Source organism: Nonomuraea sp. 3-1Str, assembly GCF_031570565.1.
In the GTDB taxonomy this organism is placed as follows: Bacteria; Actinomycetota; Actinomycetes; order Streptosporangiales; family Streptosporangiaceae; genus Nonomuraea.
On the sequence record NZ_JALHBK010000023.1, the window covers coordinates 86,244 to 109,458 of the forward strand.

23 protein-coding genes are annotated in these 23,215 nt (G+C 73.7%); 11 read left to right on the forward strand and 12 right to left on the reverse strand.

Going from position 1 to position 23,215, the window contains the following annotated elements:
- Positions 1-31: 31 nt before the first annotated feature.
- Positions 32-931: a LysR family transcriptional regulator gene (locus MTP10_RS30015; protein ID WP_310713316.1), complete on the reverse strand. Its 900-nt coding sequence runs from the start codon at positions 929-931 to the stop codon at positions 32-34.
- A gap of 79 nt (positions 932-1,010) precedes the next feature.
- On the opposite strand from MTP10_RS30015, the gene MTP10_RS30020 reads away from it, so the two are divergent.
- From MTP10_RS30020 to MTP10_RS30030, 3 genes are all read left to right on the forward strand, one after another.
- Positions 1,011-2,261, forward strand: coding sequence for an MFS transporter (locus MTP10_RS30020; RefSeq protein WP_310713318.1), 1,251 nt, complete (start codon positions 1,011-1,013; stop codon positions 2,259-2,261).
- 2 nt (positions 2,262-2,263) lie between these two features.
- On the forward strand, positions 2,264-3,145 hold the full coding sequence (locus tag MTP10_RS30025; protein ID WP_310713320.1) for an NAD(P)H-binding protein: 882 nt from the start codon (positions 2,264-2,266) through the stop codon (positions 3,143-3,145).
- A gap of 152 nt (positions 3,146-3,297) precedes the next feature.
- On the forward strand, positions 3,298-3,894 hold the full coding sequence (locus MTP10_RS30030) for a YdeI/OmpD-associated family protein (RefSeq protein ID WP_310713322.1): 597 nt from the start codon (positions 3,298-3,300) through the stop codon (positions 3,892-3,894).
- Positions 3,895-3,909: 15 nt separating this feature from the next.
- Here the strand turns inward: MTP10_RS30030 and MTP10_RS30035 are convergent, their stop codons facing one another.
- A complete protein-coding gene (locus MTP10_RS30035; RefSeq protein ID WP_310713445.1) occupies positions 3,910-4,134 on the reverse strand; it encodes a hypothetical protein in 225 nt (74 codons plus the stop codon).
- Between MTP10_RS30035 and MTP10_RS30040 the strand changes: the two genes are divergently transcribed.
- Both MTP10_RS30040 and MTP10_RS30045 read left to right on the forward strand, forming a co-directional pair.
- Positions 4,128-4,580 (forward strand): MFS transporter, encoded by a 453-nt coding sequence (locus MTP10_RS30040; protein ID WP_310713435.1) that lies wholly within the window; start codon positions 4,128-4,130, stop codon positions 4,578-4,580. The two genes, MTP10_RS30035 and MTP10_RS30040, sit on opposite strands and share 7 nt — an antisense overlap.
- A 72-nt stretch (positions 4,581-4,652) precedes the next feature.
- Positions 4,653-5,129 carry a VOC family protein gene (locus MTP10_RS30045; protein ID WP_310713324.1) on the forward strand — a complete coding sequence of 159 codons (477 nt, stop codon included), beginning with the start codon at positions 4,653-4,655 and terminating at the stop codon, positions 5,127-5,129.
- 50 nt (positions 5,130-5,179) lie between these two features.
- Here MTP10_RS30045 and MTP10_RS30050 read toward each other — a convergent pair whose 3' ends face one another.
- Positions 5,180-5,389, reverse strand: a complete 210-nt coding sequence (locus MTP10_RS30050) for a S1 RNA-binding domain-containing protein (RefSeq protein WP_310713325.1) — start codon at positions 5,387-5,389, stop codon at positions 5,180-5,182.
- Positions 5,390-5,607: 218 nt separating this feature from the next.
- Between MTP10_RS30050 and MTP10_RS30055 the strand changes: the two genes are divergently transcribed.
- A complete protein-coding gene (locus MTP10_RS30055; RefSeq protein ID WP_310713327.1) occupies positions 5,608-6,351 on the forward strand; it encodes an ABC transporter permease in 744 nt (247 codons plus the stop codon).
- 30 nt (positions 6,352-6,381) lie between these two features.
- Here the strand turns inward: MTP10_RS30055 and MTP10_RS30060 are convergent, their stop codons facing one another.
- Entirely contained in the window at positions 6,382-7,251 is an 870-nt protein-coding gene (locus tag MTP10_RS30060; RefSeq protein ID WP_310713328.1) for a LysR family transcriptional regulator, read from the reverse strand.
- Positions 7,252-7,513: 262 nt separating this feature from the next.
- On the opposite strand from MTP10_RS30060, the gene MTP10_RS30065 reads away from it, so the two are divergent.
- From MTP10_RS30065 to MTP10_RS30075, 3 genes are all read left to right on the forward strand, one after another.
- Complete coding sequence (locus MTP10_RS30065) at positions 7,514-8,884, forward strand: MFS transporter (protein ID WP_310713329.1); 1,371 nt, start codon at positions 7,514-7,516, stop codon at positions 8,882-8,884.
- Positions 8,885-8,984: 100 nt separating this feature from the next.
- Complete coding sequence (locus MTP10_RS30070) at positions 8,985-9,533, forward strand: DUF4232 domain-containing protein (protein WP_310713331.1); 549 nt, start codon at positions 8,985-8,987, stop codon at positions 9,531-9,533.
- A 74-nt stretch (positions 9,534-9,607) separates the two neighbouring features.
- A complete protein-coding gene (locus MTP10_RS30075; protein ID WP_310713332.1) occupies positions 9,608-10,528 on the forward strand; it encodes a slipin family protein in 921 nt (306 codons plus the stop codon).
- On the opposite strand, the gene MTP10_RS30080 is transcribed toward MTP10_RS30075, so the two are convergent.
- The 7 genes from MTP10_RS30080 to MTP10_RS30110 form a co-directional block, all read right to left on the reverse strand.
- Positions 10,518-11,477, reverse strand: a complete 960-nt coding sequence (locus MTP10_RS30080; RefSeq protein WP_310713334.1) for a sugar kinase — start codon at positions 11,475-11,477, stop codon at positions 10,518-10,520. The genes MTP10_RS30075 and MTP10_RS30080 overlap by 11 nt on opposite strands.
- A 96-nt stretch (positions 11,478-11,573) precedes the next feature.
- Positions 11,574-12,677, reverse strand: coding sequence for a winged helix DNA-binding domain-containing protein (locus MTP10_RS30085; RefSeq protein ID WP_310713336.1), 1,104 nt, complete (start codon positions 12,675-12,677; stop codon positions 11,574-11,576).
- A 65-nt stretch (positions 12,678-12,742) separates the two neighbouring features.
- Complete coding sequence (locus MTP10_RS30090; protein ID WP_310713339.1) at positions 12,743-15,490, reverse strand: sugar-binding protein; 2,748 nt, start codon at positions 15,488-15,490, stop codon at positions 12,743-12,745.
- A 17-nt stretch (positions 15,491-15,507) separates the two neighbouring features.
- Positions 15,508-16,323 (reverse strand): carbohydrate ABC transporter permease, encoded by an 816-nt coding sequence (locus MTP10_RS30095; RefSeq protein WP_310713341.1) that lies wholly within the window; start codon positions 16,321-16,323, stop codon positions 15,508-15,510.
- Positions 16,320-17,216: a sugar ABC transporter permease gene (locus MTP10_RS30100; protein WP_310713343.1), complete on the reverse strand. Its 897-nt coding sequence runs from the start codon at positions 17,214-17,216 to the stop codon at positions 16,320-16,322. Before MTP10_RS30100 ends, MTP10_RS30095 begins: the two co-directional genes overlap by 4 nt.
- Entirely contained in the window at positions 17,213-18,625 is a 1,413-nt protein-coding gene (locus MTP10_RS30105) for an extracellular solute-binding protein (RefSeq protein WP_310713345.1), read from the reverse strand. The genes MTP10_RS30100 and MTP10_RS30105 overlap by 4 nt, the downstream gene beginning before the upstream one ends.
- 4 nt (positions 18,626-18,629) lie before the next feature.
- Positions 18,630-19,820, reverse strand: a complete 1,191-nt coding sequence (locus MTP10_RS30110; protein ID WP_310713346.1) for a carbohydrate kinase family protein — start codon at positions 19,818-19,820, stop codon at positions 18,630-18,632.
- 132 nt (positions 19,821-19,952) lie between these two features.
- Between MTP10_RS30110 and MTP10_RS30115 the strand changes: the two genes are divergently transcribed.
- Entirely contained in the window at positions 19,953-20,711 is a 759-nt protein-coding gene (locus MTP10_RS30115) for a DeoR/GlpR family DNA-binding transcription regulator (RefSeq protein ID WP_310713348.1), read from the forward strand.
- A 60-nt stretch (positions 20,712-20,771) separates the two neighbouring features.
- Positions 20,772-22,115, forward strand: a complete 1,344-nt coding sequence (locus tag MTP10_RS30120; protein ID WP_310713349.1) for a 6-phospho-beta-glucosidase — start codon at positions 20,772-20,774, stop codon at positions 22,113-22,115.
- Here the strand turns inward: MTP10_RS30120 and MTP10_RS30125 are convergent.
- Positions 22,112-23,131: a substrate-binding domain-containing protein gene (locus MTP10_RS30125; RefSeq protein WP_310713350.1), complete on the reverse strand. Its 1,020-nt coding sequence runs from the start codon at positions 23,129-23,131 to the stop codon at positions 22,112-22,114. The two genes, MTP10_RS30120 and MTP10_RS30125, sit on opposite strands and share 4 nt — an antisense overlap.
- Positions 23,132-23,215 lie beyond the last annotated feature (84 nt).

Sequence of the window (23,215 nt, forward strand, 5' to 3'; positions counted from 1 at the left end):
GTGCGGTGATCCACCGCCCGGCATCGTCGCCTCAGGAGTCCGGCGATCCTGAGGACTCCGCTGCAGGGACGCCGAGCCCGGACAGGAACGCCGCCGCCGCGGGGGAGGGAGGGAAACGGCTCCAGATGAGGTGCTCCATGCGGGCGGGGGCGTCGCGAAGCCGGAGGACGGGCAGGTCGGGGAGTTGGGACACGAAGGCGGCGGGCAGCATCCCGATGCCCAGGCCCTGCCGGATCAGGCGCGCGATGAAGTCCACGGACGTCACCTCGAACGCGACCTCGCGCCGGACCCCGGCTGCGACGAACGCCTCGTCCGACTGGGCCCGCGCGGCGGTGCCCGGGGGGAAGTCGACGAACGGCTCGTCCGACAACTCGCGCAGGTCCACGCGTTCCCTGTCGGCCAGCGGGTGGCCGGGCGCCACCACGGCGACGAGGTCGCCGCGCCCCAGCTCGCGACCGCGGACACCCTCGGGTCGTACGCCCACCGGCAGTCCCAGGAACGCGGCGTCCAGGGTGCCCTGCCGCACCCGTTCGGTCAGCTCCTCGCTCGCGCCCGAGCGGAGGCTGATCCGCACCTGCCGGTGCCGCAGGTGGAAGTGCTGCAGCGCGGTCGGGAGGTCGACCGCCGCGACGGTGGGAATGGCGCCGACGGCGAGCCGGCCGCGGATCTCGCCGGCGGCGGCCGCCACCTCGGCGCGGGCTCGTTCGGCGGCGTCGAGGGCCTGGCGGGCGGCGGGGAGGAACGCCTCGCCCGCGGGGGTCAACTGGACGCGACGGCTGGTGCGCTCGAACAGCTTGGCGCCGAGCTCGCGTTCCAGGCGGGCGATCTGGTGACTCAGCGCGGACTGGACGACCAGGCACTGCTCGGCGGCGCGGGTGAAGTTGCTCGTCTCCGCGACAGCGACGACATAGCGCATTTGCTGGAGCTCCATGGATCAATCGTGATGCGCGATCGCTTCGATGACAAGCATGTGTTGGACTCATTGATCCCCTGTCACCCAGGCTGGGGGCATGACAGCGATAAGACCTCACGAGGACGGCGGCGGCCTGTCACGCGGACTGCTCCTGCTCATGTCCGTGGCGACGGGGCTGGCGGTCGCGGGGAACTATTTCGCGCAGCCGCTGCTTGACCTGATCGGCCGGGAGCTGGCGATCGGGCCGTCGCGGGCGGCGCTGTTGGTGACGGCCGCGCAGGGCGGGTACGCGCTCGGGCTGATCCTGCTGGTGCCGCTCGGCGACCTGATGGAGCGGCGACGGCTGGCGGTGTCGCTCTACGCGGTGACCGCGGTGTTCCTGCTGGTCTCGGCCACCGCCCCCAACGGCACGGTGCTCCTCGTCAGCACGGCCCTGACCGCGCTGACCTCGGTCGGAGCGCAGGTGGTGGTGCCGTTCGCGGCGACGCTCGCGGACCCGGCCGAGCGTGGCCGGGTGGTGGGCACGGTGATGACCGGGCTGATGCTCGGCCTGTTGCTGGCGCGCACCGCGTCCGGAGCATTGTCGGAGCTGGGCGGGTGGCGGACGGTCTACTGGGTGAACGCGGCGCTGATGGCGCTGATGGCCGCGCTGCTGCGCACCTTCCTGCCCCGGCTCGGGGGAGACGGCGGACGCCGCTCCTACCTGGGGCTGCTGCGCTCGACGGTGGCGATGTTCCGGTACGAGCCGTTGCTGCGCTGGCGGGCGGGTATCGCCGCGTTGAGCCTCGCCTCGTTCAGCGTGCTGTGGACGGCGCTGACCTTTCTGCTGGTGGGCTCGCCGTACGGCTGGTCGGAGTCGGCCGTCGGCCTCTTCGGGCTGGTCGGCGCCGTGGGCGCGCTGACCGCCACGGTGGCGGGGCGGCTGGCCGACCGCGGGCTCGTACAGATCGTGACCGGCGCCGGCACGGTCCTGCTGGTGGCGTCCTGGGCGGCGATCTCGGCGGGCGGGCGCTCGCTGATCTGGCTGCTCGCCGGCGTGATCGTGCTGGACCTGGCGCATCAGGCGGTGCTCAACAGCAGCCAGAACGTCCTCTACGCGCTCCGGCCCGAGGCCCGCAACCGGATCAACTCCGCCTTCATGACGTCCCTGTTCGTCGGCGGCGCGGTGGGCTCCGCGCTGGCTTCCGTCGTCTGGTTGACCGGCGGCTGGACCGGCGTGTGCGTCCTGGGCGCCCTCTTGTCGGCCGGAACCGTCGTGCTCTGGTGCCTGGAGCGCGTCACCGCCGACCGGGCGGCAGGCAAGCCCTCGAAGACCTCAGTCCGTATCCCCACCACCACAGGAGAATGAGCATGTCGCGCACCGTACTGATCACCGGAGCCACCGGAACCGTGTCCACCGCCTTGCTGACCGCGCTGGAAGGGGCCGATGTGGACCTTCGCGCTCTCGTCCGCGAAGAGTCCAGAGCGGACGGCCCGCGCCGGCAGGGCGCCGAGGTGTTCGTCGGCGACCTCGACGACGCCCGGTCGCTGCCGCCCGCCTTCGAGGGCGTCCACGACGTGTGGCTGCTCACCCCGAACGGTCCGCGCGCTCCGGAGAACAACATGAACGTCATGTGGGCCGCACGCCAGGCGGGTGTGGAGCGCGTCGTGCGCCTGTCCGTCGTCGGCGCGGCGCACGACGCGCCGAACCGCAGCGGCAGACTGCACGCGCTGTCCGACCAGGAGACCGAACGATGCGGCATGCGCTGGACGGTCCTGCGTCCGCACTGGTTCATGCAGAACCTGCTGAACGAGGCGGGCGACATCGCCGCCACCGGCACGTTCGCGCTGAACATGGCCTCGGCGCGGATCGGCATGATCGACGTACGCGACATCGCCGAGTGCGCCGCCCGCGTGCTCCTCGACGACCCGGACCGTCATCACGGGGAGACGTACACCCTGACCGGCCCGCGCTCGCTGACGTTCGACGAGGTCGCCGGCCGGCTGAGTCACGCCCTCGGCAGGTCCGTCACGTACCTGCCGGTCAGCGACGACGCCAAGCGCAAGACGCTGCTCGGCCACGGCGTCCCGGCCTGGATCGTCGACATGCTGGAGGAGTACGCGCAGGCGTACGCCTCCGGCTGGGGCGACTTCACCACCGGCACGGTCGCCGGCCTGCTCGGCCGCCCCCCGCGCGACATCGCCGACTTCGTCCGCGACCACGCCGCGGCGTTCGCCGACGTCGCTCGATGACGCGATCGATCAGGTTCCCGGGAGAGCGGTCGTCAAGAAGGTACGACGTTCTCCCCTTCCCTTGAGGAACGTGACCTTCCTCAATGCCTCGTAGCGTTCCCTGTGCGCGGCAGGACGCCGGCGTCACCCGAGCCGAGGAAGGGAACATTTAGATGCCCCGAGGACCCGTCGCCGCCACCGGCACGGACACGAGTGTCATGGCGTTCGGCAGCGCCGACGAGTGGGAGGCGTGGCTGGCCGAACAGCACGGATCGGCGGCCGACGTCTGGCTGAGGATCGCGAAGAAGGGGTCGGGCACGGTGTCCGTGACCCGTGGCGAGGCCCTCGACGTCGCCCTCTGCTACGGCTGGATCGACAGCCACACCCGATCGTGCGACGAGGCGTCCTACCTGCAGCGGTTCTCGCCGCGCCGGCCCAGGAGCGTGTGGTCGAAGGTGAACGTCGCCAAGGTGGAGCAGCTCCTCGCCGAGGGCCGCATGCGGCCGGCGGGCCTGGCGGCGGTGCTGGCGGCCCAGGCGGACGGGCGGTGGGACGCGGCGTACGAGTCGCCGAGGAACGTCACCGTCCCCGAAGATCTGACCGTGGCGCTGGAGGGCGACGAGCGGGCCAGGGCCTTCTTCGACACCCTCGGCAAGACGGACCGGTACACGGTCATCCTGCGGCTCATGACCGCGAGGACGCCGCAGACGCGGGCGGCCCGCCTGCGCAGAATGGTCGCCACGCTCGCGGCGGGCGAGAAGGTGCGCTGACCACACGACCGCCGGCTACGGCGTGGCCTCCGGCCGTCGCCACAGGAGCGCTGCGCCCGTGCGGGCCGTCCGGTGGTAGGGCGGCAGATCGTCGCCGCTCCAGTACACCTCCACCTGTGGCGAGTCCATCCCCATCTGGACCAGCTCCCGTTGGGCGTCCACGGTCAGGTCCCAGGCCGGGACGCCCGGGGCCGCCTCGGCCAGGTAGACCCGCCGCCCGTCCGGCGACCCTCCTGACACGGACCGCCAGGCCCGCCGGACCGCGACGACGCCGGCTGGCGGGCGGATTCCTGCTGTTCACCACGGGTGCCGTACTGATCGCCATGGCGCACACCGCTCGATGGGAGCATCTGGTGTTCTACGGGATCGTCGGGTCCGGATCGGGGCTTGTCATGGGCGCGCTGCCCAAGCTGATCGCCGACATCGTGCCGTTGACCCGGACCGGCACCGCCAACGGCATCAACAACATCTGCCGCACCGTCGGCAGCGTCATCGGCAGCCAGCTCGCCGCCGCGGTGATCGTCTCCAGCACCTCGGGACGCGCCGTGGGCGTGCCCGACTCCGCCTTCACCACCCTGTTCTGGCTGAGCGCGGCCGTCGCCGTCGTCGGCGCCGCGATCTCACCCTTCGCCGTACGGCGTAAGGCTCCCGCGGCCGCGGTCTCCGCCACGCCGCAGGACGCATGACGGGAACGGCTCAGGCGTCGCGGCGGTTGTTCCTCGACGAAGCATCGAGCACGTGAAGAGCAGGAGCCTCCCATGACCACAGCCGAGGACAAGCCGTCCCCCGTCCGCCAGCTCCGCCTCGTCGTCGAGGCCGAGGACTACGAGGCGGCGCTCGCGTTCTACCGGGACGTGCTGGGGCTGCCCGAGCAGGCGGCGTTCTCCAACGACGGGGACGCCCGGGTCGCGATCCTCGACGCCGGCCGCGCCACCCTGGAGATCGCGAACACGGCCCAGAAGGAGTTCATCGACGAGGTCGAGGTCGGCCGCCAGGTGGCGCCCAGGATCCGGATCGCGTTCGAGGTCGACGACGCCCAGGCCACCACGGACCGGCTGGTGGAGGCCGGCGCCGAGCAGGTCGCGCCGCCCACCCTCACCCCCTGGCAGTCCCTGAACGCGCGGCTCGACGCCCCCGCCGGGCTGCACATCACGGTGTTCCAGGAGACGCTGAGTCTTGAGGAGCGCCGCTCGCTCGACGGCTTCGGCACCGAGGCGCCCTCGCCGACGGACTGACCTCAGGCGGCTGATCCGGGGGAGTGCCCTTCCCCCGGATCAGCGCTCACTCACACTCCGGCCAGGCTGAACCGCTGCCTCTCGGAGTCGATCGCGAGGATCCTGACCGAGACGCGGCTGCCGACGGGCCAGGACTGCTGGGGCGCGAGACCGGTGAAGCCGTCGTACTCGACGAACGAACCGAACGGCACCTGACTGGTCACCACGCCCTCGACGACGTCACCGACCTGGTGACGGGCGAGAAAATCTTGCCAGCTCATACATGTCACCTCCATTCCGTCACGAGTGGCTGTCCGCACTGCTCGTGGCGGGGGCGGGCCTCTGGCCCGCGCGGTGATCAAACGCCGGCCGGGTGCCCGTTCTGTGCGCGGCGCATGGCCGACCCGGCAGTCATGGACCCGATGGTAGCCCGGGAAAGGCCGGTCCGGAAGGGCCCCGCCTCCCGGCGGGAGCGGCCGGCGACGTCAGACTGCTTGTCGTGCGCTCCTCATCGCTGATCACCGTCACCCCGCTCCTGCCGGTCGCGCTGGTCGTCCTGGTCGTGCTGGCGACGCTGGTGGCGTGGCTCGGCCGGCTCGGTCACGGACGCGCCGTGGTCACCGCCTGCCTGCGCGCGGCCGCGCAGCTCGGCGCGGTGTCCGTGGTGATCGCCTGGGTGGTCACCCTCTCCGCCGCGGTGGCGGGCTTCATCCTGCTCATGTACGGGGTCGCCGCCTTCACCGCGGGCCGGCGCATCACCCCCGGCCGGGCCGGGTGGTGGGCGGCGGTGCCCATCGCGGCGGGCACCGTACCGGTGCTGGGCGTCCTGGCCGCGGGCCGGGTGATCACCACGGCCGGGATCGTGATCATCCCGGTCGCCGGGATCCTGCTCGGCGGCTGCCTGACCGCCACCACGCTGGCCGGGCGGCGGGCCATGGACGAGCTGGTCCAGCGCAGGGGAGAGGTGGAGGCGGCCCTGTCGCTCGGGTTCGGCCCGAGGGAGGCGGCGCTGGAGATCTGCCGTCCGGCGGCCGCCCAGGCGCTGGTGCCCGCCCTGGACCAGACGCGGACCGTGGGGCTGGTCACGCTTCCGGGCGCGTTCGTGGGCATGCTGCTGGGCGGGGCGAGCCCCGTACAGGCCGGGATCGTGCAGCTCGTGGTGCTGGTGGCGCTGCTGGCCGCCGAGGCGGTGGCGACCGTGGTGACCATCGAGGTGGTCGCGCGCGGCGGGTTCGGCCGCTGAGAGCGCCGTCCGGGAACCCGCGGACAGGCGTCAGCCCGGGGCGCCGGCCGCGTAGAGGACGTCGCGGAGCCCGGGGAGGTGCTCGCGGTCGGCGTGCCAGACGAGCCGGAGCTCCAGATCCGGCGCCGGGAACGGCAGCCGGGCGAGCGTCCCGGCTGCGAGCGCGGCGGACACCGCGAAGTCCGGCAGCAGCGCGACGCCCAGGCCCTGCTCGGCCCAGGCGCGCATCACCTGCACCCCGCCCACCGGGACCCGTTCCGGCCCGGGGCCGATGAGCCGGTCGGCGGCCATGAGGAACGAGCACCCCGGCGCGTTCACCAGCAGCCGCTCGCCGGACAGGTCGTCCGGGGACAGCTGGGACCGTGCGAGCAGCGGATGGCCGGGAGCGGCGACCAGGACGAGGGGGACGGAGTCGACGTCGAGGAAGGTCAGCGGCGCGGGCGGCGGGGCGAACCCGAGATCGCCCAGCGCGTCGCCCGTGTCGAGGACCAGCGCCGCCTCCAGCCGCCCGGACGTCACGTCGGCGAGCAGGTCGTCGCGGCTCACGCTGGGCCGCACCTCGACCCGCAGCCCCGGACGGCGCTCGGCCAGTCTGCCCAGCACCCGAGGCACGCACGCGGCGACGATCGTCTCCAGCGCGCCGAGCCGGACGTCCTCCGGCTGCCGCGCCACCTCCCGGCGCGCCTGCTCGGCCTGGTCGAGCAGGCGCCGCGCCCAGCCCTGCAGCCGCCGCCCGGCGCCGGTCAAGAGCATCCCCTTCGGCGTCCGGTCGAACAGCGTCACGCCGAGGGACCTCTCCAGGACGCGGATCTGCTCGGAGACGCTGGACGGGGCCATGCCGAGGGCGTTGGCGGCGTCGGTCACCGTCCGGTGCCGTACGACGGCCTCGAAGGTCCGCAACTGACGCAACTCCACGCTCGTCCCAACCGCCCGGACCGGCCCCGGCATTCCGGAGTAGACGGCATGTATGTGGCGCTCGCCGAGCTGCTGGGGGTGCCGCTGCTCACCGATGACGCCAAGTTCGCCGGTTCGGCGGGTCACCGCGCCGAGATCCACCGCTTCCCGCTGCCTCCGGTGTAGCGAGGGGCGTTCGGAGATTCCGAACGCGGGCTGCGGTCCTGCCGGTGGAGGGGAGGCGGGGCCGGGCCGGACAGTGGGGCGCATGACTTCTCCCTCCATCGTCGCGGCCCCGCCGGGTCGCGGGCGCGCGGCGGCGCTGCTCGGTGTGTCGCTCGGCTACTTCATGGTGCTCCTCGACATGACCGTGCTCTCGGTCGCCGAGCCGGACCTGGCCGTCTCGCTGCGCACCTCCATCGCCGGTCTGCAGTGGGCGACCACCGGCTACACCGTGGTCTTCGGCGCGCTGCTGCTGTCGGCCGGGGCGGTCGCCGACCGTTACGGGGCCGAACGGGTGTTGCGCGCCGGTGTGGCCGTGTTCGCGCTGGGCTCGCTGCTGTCGGCGTTCGCCCCGGGGCTGGGCGTGCTGGTCGGGCTGCGGGCGGTGCTGGGGGCGGCGGGAGCCGCCTGCGTGCCCGCCTCGATGGCCGTCATCGCGCGGCTCTACCCCGCGCCGGCCGAGCGGACCCGCGCCGTGGCGGCGTGGGCGGCGATCAGCGGCGCGGCCGTGGCCGCCGGCCCCGTCGCGGGCGGTGCGCTGGTGGACCTGGCCGGGTGGCGGGCGATCTTCCTGGTGAACGTGCCGATCGGCCTGCTGGTGCTCGCGCTGACCGCGGGGCGGGGCCTGGCGTGCCCGCGCGGCGAGCGGCGGATCGACTGGCCCGCCCAGCTCGCCGCCTGCGCGGTGCTCGCGCTGCTGACCGACGCGCTCATCGCCGCGGGCTCGCGGTCCTGGGCGCACGCGGCCGTCTCCGCCATCGCCACGGCGCTGGCCGCCCGCGCGTTCGTGGTCCTGGAACGGCGCAGCGACGCCCCCGTCCTCAACCGGCCGCTCCTGAGCAGCGGCGGCGTACGGGCCGGGCTGGCCGCCGGGGCGGCGGTGAGCTTCACCCTGAACGGCAGCCTCTTCGTCCTGCCGCTGCTGCTGCAGCAGGGCCGTCACCTCAGCGCGGTGGCCAGCGGCCTGGCCTTCCTGCCGCTCACCCTGCCGTTCGCGGTCAACCCGCCGCTGACCGGCCGGATCGTCGCCCGTGTCGGCCCGCGCCCGCCGATCCTGGTGGGGCTGGCGCTGCTCGCCGCGGGCGGCGGCGGGCTGGCCTGGGCGGTCGCGGCCGAGGCGGGGTACGGGTGGCTGGCCGTGGGGCTGCTGCTCACCGGCACGGGGGTGTCGCTCGTGCTGCCCGCCCTGGCGGCCGCCGTCATCGCCGCGGCGCCCGAGGGCACGGCCGGGGCCGCCGGAGGGCTGCTCAACGCCGTGCGCCAGACGGGCGCCACGCTCGGGGTCGCCCTCATGGGCGCCTTCGCCGGCCTGGGAACGGTGACCGGCTCCGCAGTCTCGCTCCTGCTGGCGGCCGTGCTGTGCGGGGTGGCCGCGGTCTGGTTCACCCGTGGCTCGGGGGCTGCCCGACGAGCTTGAGCAGCCGCCTGTGCGCGGGCGCGGGACGATGCCCGTTAGCTGCACTTACGTGGCTGATTGGCGGAGTTGGGTGGGCTCTGGATGGGCATAAGTGGTGTTGATGAGAAAGCTGGGGATTGCCGGGATTATCGGCGGGCTGCTGCTGACGGCGGGCACCGCCTGCACCCAGGCACGCCCCGCGTCCTCCGCCGCGGCATCGTCCGCCCCCGTGTCGTCCGCCCCCGTGTCGTCCACCACCGCGTCATCCACCACCGGGCGCCCGGCCGGCGCGGACGTCTGCTCCGCCGGCGGCCTCCGGGTGCGGCTCGGCCGGGTGGACCCCGGGGCCGGCAACCGCTACGCCCCCCTGACTTTCACCAACGTGTCCGGCGCCGCCTGCGTCCTGTCCGGCCATCCGGGCATCGCCCTGCTCGACGCGGACGGCGGCCTCCTGCCGGTGAGCGTGCGGAACCTGGAGGGGCCCGGCGAGGTGGCGACCCTGGAGCCGGGCGCGAGCGTGAGCTCCGTCCTGCACTGGACGGTCGTGGAGCCGGGATGCGTCAGCCCGGCCCGGCTGCGCGCGACGCCCCCGGGCGGAGGGCCCGGCGTGACCGTCCGGCTCCCGGGCGGCCCGGTGTGCGGCGGCGTCGACGTGACGCCGGTGGGCTGACTTCCGGCGACGTCGGCCGCACCCTCCCATGACGGTTCTTCCGGGCCTAGGCTCGACATGGAAGGGATGCCGTCATGGACATCAACATCATTCTCATCGTGATCGCCTTCTTCGTCATCGTGGTGGCACTCAGCAGCGTGCGGGTCGTCAACCAGATCGAACGGGGCATCGTCTTCCGCTTCGGCCGGGCACAGAAGGAGGTCCGGGAGCCCGGGCTGAGAATGCTCATCCCGTTCGCGGAACGGATGAAGAAGGTCAACGTCCAGATCGTCACGATGCCCGTCCCCACGCAGGAGGGCATCACCCGCGACAACGTCTCCGTCCGCGTCGACGCGGTCGCCTACTTCAGGGTCCAGGACCCGCTGCGGGCCACCATCGAGGTCCAGAACTACCTGTACGCGGTGGAGCAGGTGGCGCAGACGTCGCTGCGCTCGATCATCGGCAAGAGCGAACTGGACGACCTGCTCACCAACCGCGAGGAGCTGAACAGGGGCCTCGCCCTGATGATCGACAGCCCGGCGCTGGGGTGGGGCATCCACATCGACCGGGTCGAGATCAAGGATGTCCAGCTTCCGGAGACCATGAAGCGCTCCATGTCGCGTCAGGCGGAGGCCGAGCGCGAGCGGCGCTCCCGGGTGATCGTGGCGGACGGGGAGCTGCGGGCCTCCCAGAAGCTCGCCGACGCCTCCGAGATCATGTCGAAGACGCCCGGCGCGCTGCAGCTGCGCCTGCTGCAGACCGTGGTGGAGGTGGCCGCCGAGAAGAACTCCACCCTGATCATGCCGCTGCCGGTGGAGCTGCTGCGCTTCTTCGACCGCGCCACGCAGGCCACCGGACAGGTGGCCGAGCAGCCTCGCGAAGAGCGGGCCGGGCCGGGCGAGATCGAAGGAGACAGCCAGCCGAGGCTGGAGCAGGCGCCGCTGGAGGACACGCCGGCGCTGACGGAGGCCGCCGTGCCGGAGCCCGCGAAGGAGCGCGGGGCGGCTACCTGCTGACGCCGTCGTCCGTGCCGCGCTGGAGGAGGTGCAGGTCGGAGGGGCGGGGCAGGCTCTCCCAGTCGCCCTGCGAGGTGACCGCGAACGCGCCCGCCGCGCAGGCCGTGCGCAGCCGCTCCTCGGGGTCGTGGCCCGACAGCCAGCCGGCCAGCCAGCCCGCCGCGAACGCGTCACCCGCGCCGACCGGGTCCACCTCCGTCACCCGGTACGGCTCGGCGTGCCGCACCACGCCGTCGGACAGCTCCAGGGCGCCCTCCGCGCCCGCCTTGACCAGCACGTGCCGGGGGCCGAGGGCGGCGAGGGCGCGGGCCAGCTCGACCGGCTCCTCGACGTCGGCGATCAGCCGGCCCTCGGGCCCGGTGGCGAACAGCACGTCCACGTCCGCGACCGTCTCCCGCAGCCACGCCCCGGCCTCGGCGGGCGACCAGAGCGCCGCCCGGTAGTTGACGTCGAGCGACACGAGCGCGCCCGCCGAGCGCGCCAGCGCCATCGCGTGCCGGACGGCCTCACGGGCGGAGCCGGACAGCGCGGGCGTGATCGCGGACACGTGCAGGACACGGGCGCCGCCGACGAGGTCCGGGTCGAGGTCGCCGGGCGACAGGCGGGAGCCGGCGCTCGCGGAGCGGTAGTAGCGCACGTCCACGAGCTCGGCGGTGCGCCTGCCCTTGATCATCAGTCCGGTGGGCGCGCCCGGGTCGGTGATGGCGCGGGCGTCCACGCCCTCGCCCAGCAGCGTGGACCGGATCAGGTCGCCGAACTCGTCGGCGCCGACCCGGCCCACCCAGGTCGCGCGATGGCCCAGCCGGGAGACGCCGATCGCGACGTTGGACTCCGCGCCGCCCACCCCGAGATCGAAGTCACGGGCGAAGCGGAGCGGGCCGGTACGGCGGGCGGCGAACAGCGCCATGGTCTCGCCGAAGGTCACCAGATCGGTCGCGGGGGAGGTCATCGGAGGTGGTTCCGCTCGTGCACGCTCGCCAACATACGGCCCGTGGGGGGCGTAGATCCACTGTTCGCGGCCCTTCTTTGTGCATCGCACGGCATGTCAGGACTTGGAGGGGCCGTCGGCCACCGCTGTCCGGTGCTCGTCGCCGGGGGCCAGGAACTCCAGCAGCCGCCGCGCCTCCGCCTCGGCCTCGTCGAAGGAGGCGCTCGGCTCCCACCGGTGGAGGGTGAGCGTGGAGACGCCCCTGGCACGGGTGACGGTCCAGTCCCCGGCCGTGAAGCCGTCCACCAGGACGAGGCGCGGCATCACGTTCGTCCCCATGAACCCGCCGAGCGCGCGGAGCCCCGTCTCCGTGATCACGCGGGAGCGGTCGGCGTGGGACAGGAACAGGTTGTCGAAGTCGTACATCAGCCGGGCGGGCGCCGGGACGTCCTCGTCCGGCCGGGGCGCGTCCGGCAGGTCGTAGTACGTGCGGCCGTCCTCGCCGCGGAACCGCACGAGGTCCATCCCCTCCACCGCCTCCGCCAGCCGGGTCAGGCCCGACCAGGTCTGCGCGTCCTTCACCGTCGCCGGCCCGAAGGCCGCCAGGTAGCGCGTGACCAGCTTGGCCGCGGTCATGGGTGGCACGTCGAGGCCGTCCAGCCACGTGTCGGCCGGGGTGTGCGCGACCGGGCCGCTCCTGCCCCACAGCCCGCGTGGCGGCACCTGCGCCAGCGGCACCAGCCACCGCACTCCCTGCCCGAGCGCGTGCGGGTCGCTGCCCGGCCACCGCTCGGCGAGGGCCCGCCCCAGCTCGGCGAACGTCATGGGCCGCTCCGCCAGCAGCGTTCGGCCGGTCTCGGCCAGCTCGTCCAGGTCCACGCCCGCCAGGCGCCGGCCGAACGTCGTGCGGGTCATCCGCTCCGTGACCACCTGCACCAGCGGCCGCATCGCCAGGCAGTCGCGCGCGCTCACCAGGTGGATCGTCGAGCGCTGCAACGCCATGCGGACCAGCGCGCGGGACTCCAGCAGGCCGGAGGCCGAGGCGGGGTCGAAGTCCTCGATCCGATTCCACAGGCCGGTGTACCAGGTGTGGGGGGTCTGCGCCTGGAGGCCGCCGAGGTGCTCGACGACGTCCACCACCGGCAGGCCGGTACGGCGCAGCAGCAGTTGCCGCGCGAGGGTGGCCCGGTTGAGGGCCCGGCGGCTGAGCAGGGGATCCATGCCGGCAACACTAGAGGGAATCGCGGAAGACATCCTTCCGCGATTCCCTCGTTGCCGCGAGGTTGTCAGCGCACGGCCACCCGCGAGGCCGCGGTGCCGCCGCCCGGGGCCAGCCAGCCGGCCACGACGGCCGGATCGGCGCCGAGCGCCCGCGTCAGCGGCACGCTCACGGTCGTGACGCCCTTCCCGCCGACCTTGACGACCCGGCTGCCCGCCGTGCCCTGGGCGTCGCGGACGAACAGGTGCGCCTCACCGGCGCCACCTGCCCGCAGCGTCACCCTCACCGAGCCCTGGCCCCCGGTGGCGCCAGGGGTGGCGGCGCTCACCCGGCCGCTCTCGGACGCCTTCGCCGCCGGGCCGCCCGCGAGCGGCAGCCCGAGCCGGACCGCCTGCTCCAGCGACTGCGGCGAGTCCAGGCTCGACAGGCCGGTGGCCGGGATCACCGGGTCGGGCGGCGTGGTGGGCCGGCCCGCCGGCGGCTGGTAGCCGGGCAGTGTCGCGACGCCCCACCGGTACGGGTCGCCCTGGACGCCGCCCCACGTCGACCAGCCGATGCGCGTCTGGCCGGTCTTGTCCTGGGTGTCGGAGTCGTACACGAGGATGTTCAGCCCGAGGTGGGCCGGGTCCACCGCGCCCGGCAGCTGCTCCATCGGGATGGCCAGCTCCACGGCGTACGCGCCGGACGACACCTTGGACGCGATCCGCACGCCCGTGGCCGGCCCCTGGTGGTTGTCGGCGTCGCGCAGCGCGCACGGCGGCCCCTCGGCCGTCACCGGCAGCACCGCCGCCTTGAACGTCGTGGAGGTGTTCTCGGAGGTGCCGCGCGGGTCGATCGTCACCTCGACCGCGTCGGTGCGCCAGTGCCGCTTGCAGTCGGAGGCGGCCAACCGGGTGCCGAGCACGTCGTCCTTGACCTGCACGAGCAGGTAGAGGGTGTCGTCGTGCCAGGTGACCTTGGCCGTGCCGGAGCAGTCGGCCGCCGACGAGCACGCGGTCCCCTCCCACAGGCGGGAGATGTCCAGGGCCTTGCCGGTGTACTCGCCGTCGCCCTCCGCGCCGTCCACGGCGGGCGCCGAGGCGGCCCGCGGGATGGCCGTCGCGGGGACGAGCTCCAGGGCCGGCTTGGTCACGCTGGAGCCGTCGGAGCCGGTCGTGGTGATCGTGTAGGCGTAGTCGCCACCGTCGTTGGACGTCTTCAGCGAGGCGTCCGTGTTGGTGACGGTGAACGTGACCGTCGCCGACGCCCCGGCGGCCAGCCCGCTGTAGGGCGCCTCCGCCCGGTCGGCGGTGAAGCCCGCCGGCAGGTCCAGGCGCACGGTGCCGGACTGCGCCGCGTCGCTGACGTTGGTGACGACGACGCCGACCTGGCGCGAGCCGCCGGACGGGAGCGTGAGAACCGGGGTGACCAGGCCGCGAAGCTGCGGCACGCCGACCTCGGCGGCCCACTTCTCGTACTGGCCGACCTGCGGCAGGAGCTGCTGGACGCCGCGCACGGCCGGGCTCACCTCGACCTGCCGGTCGGTGTGGCCGGCGCCCCGCTCGGTCGTGAGCGTCGCGGCGAGCCGCGCCCGGTCACCGGGGGCCGCGCCCTTCGGCGGGGTCACGGTGAACGTCGCCGTGCCGGTGCGTCCCGGCGTGAGCCGGCCCAGGTCGCCGGTGCCGTCGGCCTTCCAGCCGTCGGGCACGCGCAGTGCCACGGTGGAGCGGCCCAGCGGCTCGCGCGGCGGCGCCGTCGCGGTGACCTTGACGGTGAACGCCGCGCCGGGGCGGACGTCGAACGTGCCGGGACGCAGGTCGAGCAGGGTGCCGAGCGGCACGGCGCCGCTCGCCCGCACCAGCGCGCCGTCGAGGATCGCGGTGGGCGCCGCGGCGGCGGCCGTGCCCGGCTCCGGGAACGGCACCCGCGCGTCCGCCTGGGTGAAGAAGTCGCAGCCGAGCTGGGCCGGGTCGGAGGGCACGTCGGGGAAGACGGCCCAGCCCTGCGAGGCGTACGCGCGCTGGGAGTCGCGCTCGATCGCGGCCCATGTCCGGCCGCCGTGGCTCGCTGAGGGGCGTCCGCTCCACACGCCGTAGACGTTCTGGGCCGGGTTGGCGGGGCGGAAGGTGGCGGCGCAGTCGGGGCCGGTGCGCGACGTGCCGCGCCCGCCGCCGAGGAGCACCTTGGCGGGCGCGAACGGCCGCAGCCCCTCGCGGGTGATCTGCTCCGGGTACGCCTTGGGGTCGGCCGCCGCGTAGAACGCCTGCACGGCCAGGCGCGCGGCCTGCTGGTGGTTGCCGTGGTTGCCGGGGGAGGGGGCCGGGTCCATGGTCAGCAGGACCTCGGGACGGGTCTGCCGGACGATCCGGACGACCTTCTCCAGCGTGTCGTCGCCCCAGATCTGGGCGGTGAGCGGGGCGCTGACCGTGTAGTAGAAGTCGACGTCGTCGAGGTTGAACACGTCGCGGACCCCGGCCCCGCCGACGGCCGTGCGCTCCTCGGCCTCGCGGATCAGGCCGAGCGCCGGGCCCTCCTCGGGGCCGACGGCGTTGCCGCCGCCCTCGCCCCGGGTGACGGTGACGACGCCGGTGCGCACGTGGTGGTCCTCGTTCCACTGGCCGAGCGTCGAGAGGCTGAACGCCTCGTCGTCGGGGTGGGCGCCGACGAACAGCACGTCGAGGTCCGCCGCCGGCCCCGAGCCGGTCGCGGCCGGGTCGGCTGACGTGGCCGGGTCCGCTGACGCGGGCGGGGCGGGGGCGAGCGCGAGGACGAGCGACGCCGCGGCGGTGAGGACCGCCCATCGGCGAGGTGAGGGGGGTGGCGAGGGTCTGCGCAAAGGGACCTCCGGGTGGGTTACTCGCGGACCGCCCCCTGGAGCAGCCCGCGAACGAAGTGACGCTGCAGGAACAGGTAGAACACCACGACCGGGGTGGCCACGATGACCGATCCGGCCGCGAGGAGGGTGAAGCCCGAGGTGTACTGGCCCTGGAAGAAGGCGAGGCCCAGCGGAGCCGTCCGCAGCGACTCGCTGGTCACCATGATCAACGGGATGAGGAACTCGTTCCACGTCCACATGAAGACCAGCACGATCAAGGTGACGATGGCGGGCCGGGCCGGCGGCACCAGCACCTGCCACAGCGTGCGCCACGTCGAGGCGCCGTCGATGCGGGCGGCCTCGGCGATCGCCCTGCTGCTCGCCCGGAAGTAGGCCCTCATCCAGAACGTGCCGAACGCCACCGACAGCGCCACCTGCGGCAGCGCCACCGACCAGAACGTGTCGATGAGGCCGAGCGAGCGCAGGTCGAAGTAGAGCGGCACCGCGATGGCCTCGCTCGGCATCATGATCCCGAGCATGAACAGGTAGAACAGCACGGTGTGGCCGCGGAAGCGCATGGTGCCGAACGCGTACCCGCTCATGATCGACAGCACCACGCTGACCACCACGACGAACGACGACACGGCGAGGCTGGTGCGCAGGTACGTGCCGAACCGGCCGGCCTCCCACGCCGCCGCGAAGTTGCCCAGGTGCGGCCCGAACCCCTGTCCGGCCGGGCCCGCGTCGTCCGGGCCGAGCGCGGCGCCGAGGATCGTCACGACGGGGAACAGCGCGAACGCGGCGAACGCCCACAGGATGACGTAGTTCGCCACCCGCTCGGTACGCGAGATCACGAGGTCCCCCTGTCGGCCAGCCGGTTGACCGCGAACGAGATCGCGAAGATGACCACGGTCAGCGTCACGCCGATCGCCGCGGCCGAGCCGACCTGGCCGAGCCCGAAGGCCCGGTGGTAGACCTCGAACGACGGCACCGACGTCGAGTCGCCGGGCCCGCCGCGCGTGGTGACGTACACCAGGTCGAAGGTCCGCAGCGCGGCGATCACCGTCAGCGTCAGCGCGACGGCGATCTCCCCGCGCACCGACGGCAGCGTGACCGCGAAGAACTCCCTGACCGCGCCGGCCCCGTCGAGCCGCGCCGCCTCGTACAGCTCCATCGGCACGCGGCTCATCCCGGCCAGCAGCAGCACGGTCACCAGCCCCGTCTCGAACCACGTGCCCACCACGCCGACGGCCGGCAGCGCGAACGTGTGGTCGCCCAGCCAGCCCCGCGTGAGCCCGTCCAGGCCGAGCGCGCCGAGCACCGCGTTCAGCGTGCCGTCCGGCGCGTACACCCGCCGCCAGGCGACGGCCACCACGACCATGGCCACCACCTGCGGCAGGAACACCACGGTCCGGAAGAACCCGAGCCCGCGCACCTTGGCGTGGTTGAGGATCGCGGCCAGCGTCAGCCCGATGGCCAGCGGGATCACCGCGTAGAACACGATCAGCACCAGCGCGTGACCGAACCCGGCCCGCAGCCGCTCGTCCGAGAGGATCGCGGTGTAGTTGTCCAGGCCCGCCCACCGGCCCAGGGTCAGACCGTCCCAGTCGTACAGGGAGATCTGCACCGCGCGGCCGATGGGGTAGAGCAGGAACGCCGCGTACACGGCGAACGCCGGCAGCAGGTACAGGTAGGCGATGCGCCTGGGCTCTCCCGGAGGCCGGCCCATGCTCACCCGCCTGCTCACCCGTTGCTCTCCGCGAAGGTCTTGTAGTCCTTCTCCAGCGTGTCGAGGAACTCCTTCGGCGTGACCTTCTTGGCGAGCAGGTCCTGCAGCGCCGCGCCGAGGGTGTCGGCGAAGGTGGGGGTGGCGTAGTCGAGGTACGGCACGAGCCCGTTCTCCTTGGTGGCGGTGCCGAACGCGGTGAAGACGTCCTGCTGGGGCCCGGCCTTGACGGTCTGCTGCCCGGTGTCGGCGACCGGCAGGTTGCCGGTGGAGGTGAGCACCTTCATGGCGTCGGCGCTGGTGATGAAGTCGACGTAGGCCGCGGCGGCGTCCGGATGGGGGCTCTTGGCGGTGATCGCGAACGGCAGGCCGGTGCCGCCGGTCGCGACGGGCGGCGCGTCCGGCGTGGCGCCGGGCGGCAGCATGAACCCGAGGTCCCTGCCGAGGGCCTTCTCCAGGTCGGCCAGCAGCCAGGTGCCGGCGACTAGGAAGACGCCCTGGCCCTTGCCGAACGCCTGCCAGGCCGGGTCGTAGCCCTGGCCGTTGAAGCCCTTCTCGAAGTAGCCCTGGTCCACCCAGCCGACCAGCTCCTCGGCGGCCTTGACGTTCTCCGGCGTGGTCCACGAGGCGCCCTTGCGGCCGAAGGCCAGCGTGGCGATCTGGTCCGCCGGGACGTGGCGGCCCTGCACGGTGCCGAACACGTGGATGGCGGGCCACTTGTCGAGGTTGCCGAGCTGCATCGGCACCTCGCCGGCGGTCTTGGCCTTGGCGAGCGCCGTCTGGAGGTCGGCCCACGTCTTCGGCGGCTCCAGGCCGAGCTTGGTCAGCTTGGCGCGGTTGTAGAAGACGCCGACGACCTCGCCGACCTGGGGCAGGCCGTACAGGTTGCCCTCGCCGAACACCTTGCCGTCGGCGCTGTAGCGGGAGTAGCGCAGCACCGACTCGGGGTAGCGGCTCTTCCAGCCGTACGCGTCGGCGTAGGAGTCCAGCGGCAGGAGCTGGCCGGCCTTGACGAACTGGCCCATCGACGAGCGGCCGTTGTTGGCCTCCACCACGTCGGGCGGCTCGTTTCCGCTCAGCGCCAGGCGCAGCGTGGTGTTGAGGTCGTCGAACGAGCGGGACACCCGCTTGAGCTTGATGTTGGGGTACTTGGCCTCGAACGCGGCGTTGAGCTGCTTCATCTGGGCGGCCTGCCCGCCGCGCACCTCCTGGTCCCAGACGGTGAGCGTCACATCGCCCAGGGACCCGGCGTCGGTGCGCACGGCCGAGGGAGCCGGCTGGTCGGGGGTCGGCGCGGGCGGGGCCGAGGAGCCGGGCGCGCACGCGGTGGCGGCGAGGGCCAGGACACCGGCCGCGAGCGCGGCGAGCGCGCCCCGCCTCCGCGGAGCGCGGTGGCCTCGCGTCCGGCCCTCACGCGTCGGGGTGATCATGGTGCTACTCCTTCTGAACGGGCACGCGCGGCGCGGCCGGTACGTCGGGCTCGGTGGGCGCCTCCGGAGCGGGCTTCTCCAGGTCGGCGTGCCGGGCGATCGTGGCGGCGGCCCGGCGCACCGCGCCCACCGGGACGGCCGGCACGAGCCGGTCGAGGAAGGCGTACCGGCGGGCCAGCGAGTCGCCGTAGGCGCCGCCGCTCCCGGCCGCGCCCCGCACCCCGTGCCACCAGTCTGCGATGTCGCCCCAGCCCGGCGCGGCCAGCGACCCGCCGAACTGCTGGACGGCCAGCGCCGAGCACACCCCGGCGAACGCCAGCCGATCGGCCAGCGGCCACCCGCGCAGGGTGCCGAGCACGATGCCGGCGCCGAAGACGTCGCCGGCGCCGGTCGGGTCGAGGGCCCGCACCCGGGGGGCGGGCACGTACGCCTCCTCGCCGGTCGTCGAGTCGATGGCCATGGCCCCGTTCGCGCCGTCCGTGACGACGGCCAGCGGCACCTTGTCGGCGATGGCGTACAGGGCGTCGCGCGGGTTGTCGGTGCCGGTGTAGGCCATCGCCTCGACCGCGTTCGGCATGAACGCGTGGCAGACCGAGAGCTGGTCCAGCAGCGACGGCGACCAGGCGCCCGACGGGTCCCAGCCCACGTCGGCGAAGATGAGGGCGCCCTCGCGCTGGGCCAGCTCGGCCCAGTTGCACGCGGCGCCGGGCGGCGCGCCGAGCGGCTCCTCGGCGGAGAGCGTCACGATCACGGCCCTCGACCGGGGCGGATTGCCGATCATGTCGGAGGCCGACATGGGCGCGGGATGGCCGTGGGTCACCATGCTCCGGTCGCGGTCGACGGCCATGGAGACGGTCACCGGCGTGTGCCAGTGCTCGAACCGCCGCGACTTGGACAGGTCCACCGCCTCCTGCTCGGCGAGCGTGCGCCAGCAGAAGTCACCGTAGTCGTCGTCGCCGAACGCGGCGGCCAGCGACGTGCGCAGGCCCAGCCGGCTGGTGGCGATGGCGAGATTGGCGATGCCTCCCGGACACGAGCCCATGCCCTCGGCCCACGTCTCGGTGCCCGCGGCGGGCATCGCGGGCAGGCCGGTGAACACGATGTCGAGAAAGACGGTGCCCGCTAGGAAGACGTCGAACTGCGGGGCCCCTGGGCTCCGCTGATCGGCGAGAGGGTCGTACGCCTGGGCAGACACGGGTATGGGACCTCCTCGACAGACCGAGATGTGCGCAATCTTGCACGTTTACTCGCGTACATCAAGTGTTTCGTGTGAGCAAATGGTAGAAGATGCTCGTTCATGCGCGTGTTTGACTGTTAGAATCCGATCGTGCTCCAGCACCTCAGGCATGCGGAGATCATGCGCCGTGTCCGGCTCTCGGGGGCGACCAGCGTCCGTGACCTGGCGGCGCAACTGGGCGTGAGCCCGTCCACCATCCGCCGCGACCTGGAGGTGCTCGACCGCGACGGCACGCTCCGGCGCGTGCGCGGCGGTGCCCTGGCCGGCGCCGACGCCGACGCCGACCGGCCCTTCGCCGAGGTGGCCGTGGTCGACGAGCAGGACAAGGAGGCTGTGGCCGCGCGCGCCGCGACACTCGTCGGCGACGGCGACGTCGTCCTGCTCGACATCGGCACGACCACGATGCGGCTGGCCTGCCGGCTGCGCGGGCGCCGCGTCACCGTGGTCACCTCCAGCCTCGCCGTCCTCGACGTGCTCCGCGACGACCCGGTGGTCGAGCTGCTGCTGCTCGGCGGGATGCTGCGCCGGCCGTACCACTCGCTGGTCGGCGTGCTCACCGAGGAGGCGCTCGGACAGGTGTGCGCCGACCGGGTGTTCCTGGGCGGGAGCGGGGTCCGCGCGGACGGCCAGCTCGTGGACACCACCCTCGCCGAGGTGCCGCTGAAGCGCGCGATGATCGCCGCGGCCGGGCAGGTCGTGCTGGTGGTGGACCGGCACAAGTTCCCCGGCACGGGGGCGCTGCGGGTGTGCGGGCCGGAGGACGTGGACGTGCTCGTCACCAACGAGGGCGCCGACCCGTCCACGCTGCGCGCCTGCGCGGACGCCGGCGCCGAGATCCTGCTGGCATGACGACCGTACGACCACCCGTGCGACGACCCGTGTGACGACGCGAGCCTGTGAGGAGATCGGATGAGACTGGCCGTTCTGGGAGGCGGGGGCTTCCGGGTCCCGCTCGTGTACGGCGCGCTGCTGCGCGACACCGCCAAGCCCCGGGTGGAGGAGGTGGTGCTGTACGACGTGTCGCCCGAGCGCCTGGAGGCCGTCGGCCACGTGCTCGCGCAGCTCGCCGCGGGGCACGACGACCCGCCCCTGGTGCGCGTCACCACCGACCTCGACACCGCGCTGCGCGACGCCGACTTCGTCTTCTCCGCCATCCGGGTCGGCGGGCTGGCCGGCCGCACCGCCGACGAGCGGGTCGCGCTGGACCTCGGCCTGCTCGGCCAGGAGACCACCGGCCCCGGCGGGGTCGCCTACGGCCTGCGCACGATCCCGGTCGCGGTGCGCGTGGCCGAGCGGGTGGCGGCCCTGGCCCCCGGCGCGTGGGTCATCAACTTCACCAACCCGGCCGGCATGGTCACCGAGGCCATGCGCCGCGTCCTCGGCGACCGCGTGGTCGGCATCTGCGACTCGCCGATCGGCCTGGTCCGGCGGGCCGCCTCCGCCCTCGGGCTCGACCCGGCCCGCGTGTCGCCCGACTACGTGGGCCTCAACCACCTCGGCTGGCTGCGCGGCCTGTCCCACCAGGGCCGTGACGTGCTGCCCGGCCTGCTGGCCGACGACACGGCGCTGCGGCAGGTGGAGGAGGCGCGGATCTTCGGCCCCGACTGGGTGCGCACCCTGGGGGCGCTGCCCAACGAGTACCTGTACTACTACTACTTCACCCGCGAGGCCGTCGCCGCGACCTCGAGCCGCACCCGCGGCGAGTCCCTGCTGGAGCAGCAGGAGCGGTTCTACGCGGCGGTGCGCGAGCGGCCCGGACAGGCCCTGGCCGAGTGGACCAGGGCGCGCAGGGAGCGGGACGAGTCGTACATGGCCGAGGCCCGCGACGTCACCGACGCCGGCGAGCGTGACGCCGCCGACCTGGAGGCGGGCGGGTACGAGGGCATCGCGCTGGCGCTCATGGCGGCGATCGCCCGCGGCGAGCCCGCCACGATGATCCTCAACGTGCGCAACGGCGTGGCCGTGCCGGGCCTGCCGGAGGACGCGGTGGTCGAGATCCCGTGCGCGGTGGACGGCTCGGGGGTCAGGCCGCTGGCCACCCGGCCGCTGCCCGGCCGGTTCCTGGGGCTCGTCCAGCAGGTGAAGGCGGTGGAGCAGACGGCCATCGAGGCCGCCCTGACCGGCTCGTCGCGGCTGGCAGTCGAGGCGTTCGCGCTGCACCCGCTGGTGGACTCGGTGGGGACGGCCCGCCGGCTCCTCGACGGCTACCGCGCCCGCGTGCCGCAGCTCGCCGAGGTGCTGCCCGGCCGTTAGCCCACGGTCCCGGTCGTCAGCCGCTCGTACAGCGTGGGGTCGCTCGACGCGCGGACGATCAGCTCGGGGCGGAGCAGCTCGCTCTCGGCCTGCTCGCCCCCGAGGACGCGGACGAGCTGCCGCAGCCCCCGGCGGCCCATCTCCCGCATGGGGGAGCGGACCGTGGTCAGCGGCACCGGCAGCTCGGCCGCCAGCGGCGTGTCGTTGAACCCCACGACCGCGATGTCGGCGCCGACCCGCAGCCCGTGGTCGCGCAGCGCGCCGATCGTGCCGATGGCCCCGAAGTCGTTGACCACGAAGACGGCCGACGGACGGGGGCCGGTCGCGAGCAGCCGCTCGGTGCCCGCGCGCCCGCCCTGGGCGTCGAAGCGGGAGTGCACGATCCGGTGCGGGGGGATCGGCAGCCCCGCCTCGCGGAAGCGGTCGGCGAAGCCGCCGGTGCGGTCGATGCCCGTGCTGGCGTACGGCTCGCCGGCCACCACCGCCACGTCCTCGTGGCCCTGCTCCAGCAGGTGGTCGGCGACCATCCGGCCGCCCAGGTAGTCGTCGCACACCACCGCCGGATGCCCGCCGGCCCGCCGGTTGACCAGCACGAACGGGACCCCGCGCGCGGCCACCTCGTCGAGGAACACCGAGTCGGAGTGGGCGTCACCGAAGATCAGGCCGTCGACGCGGCGGCCGAGGACCATCTCGGTCCGGGCCCGCTGCACCTCGGGGACGTCGCGGGTGTTGGTGACGAACGTGGACAGGCCGTGCTCGGCGGCGGCCTCCTCGACGCCCTCGTAGATGGTCGCGAGAACCATGTCGGACAGGCGGGGGACGAGGACGCCGATGAGGTTGCTGCGCTGCGTGCGCAGGCTCATGGCATGGGGGTTGCGCTGGTAGCCGAGCTCGTCGGCGAGCCGGCGCACCCGCTCGACGGTCGGGCTGGACGCCGCCCGGAGCCCCTCGCCGGGCTTGGCGTGCAGCACGCGTGACACGGTGGAGACATGCAGACCGAGCTGGTCGGCGATCATCTGCAGGGTTACCGGTCGTGCCTTCTCCGCACCCAATGCCCCTCGGCCTCCGGTGAACTCTGGCTCGCCCGGTTCGTGTGCCGG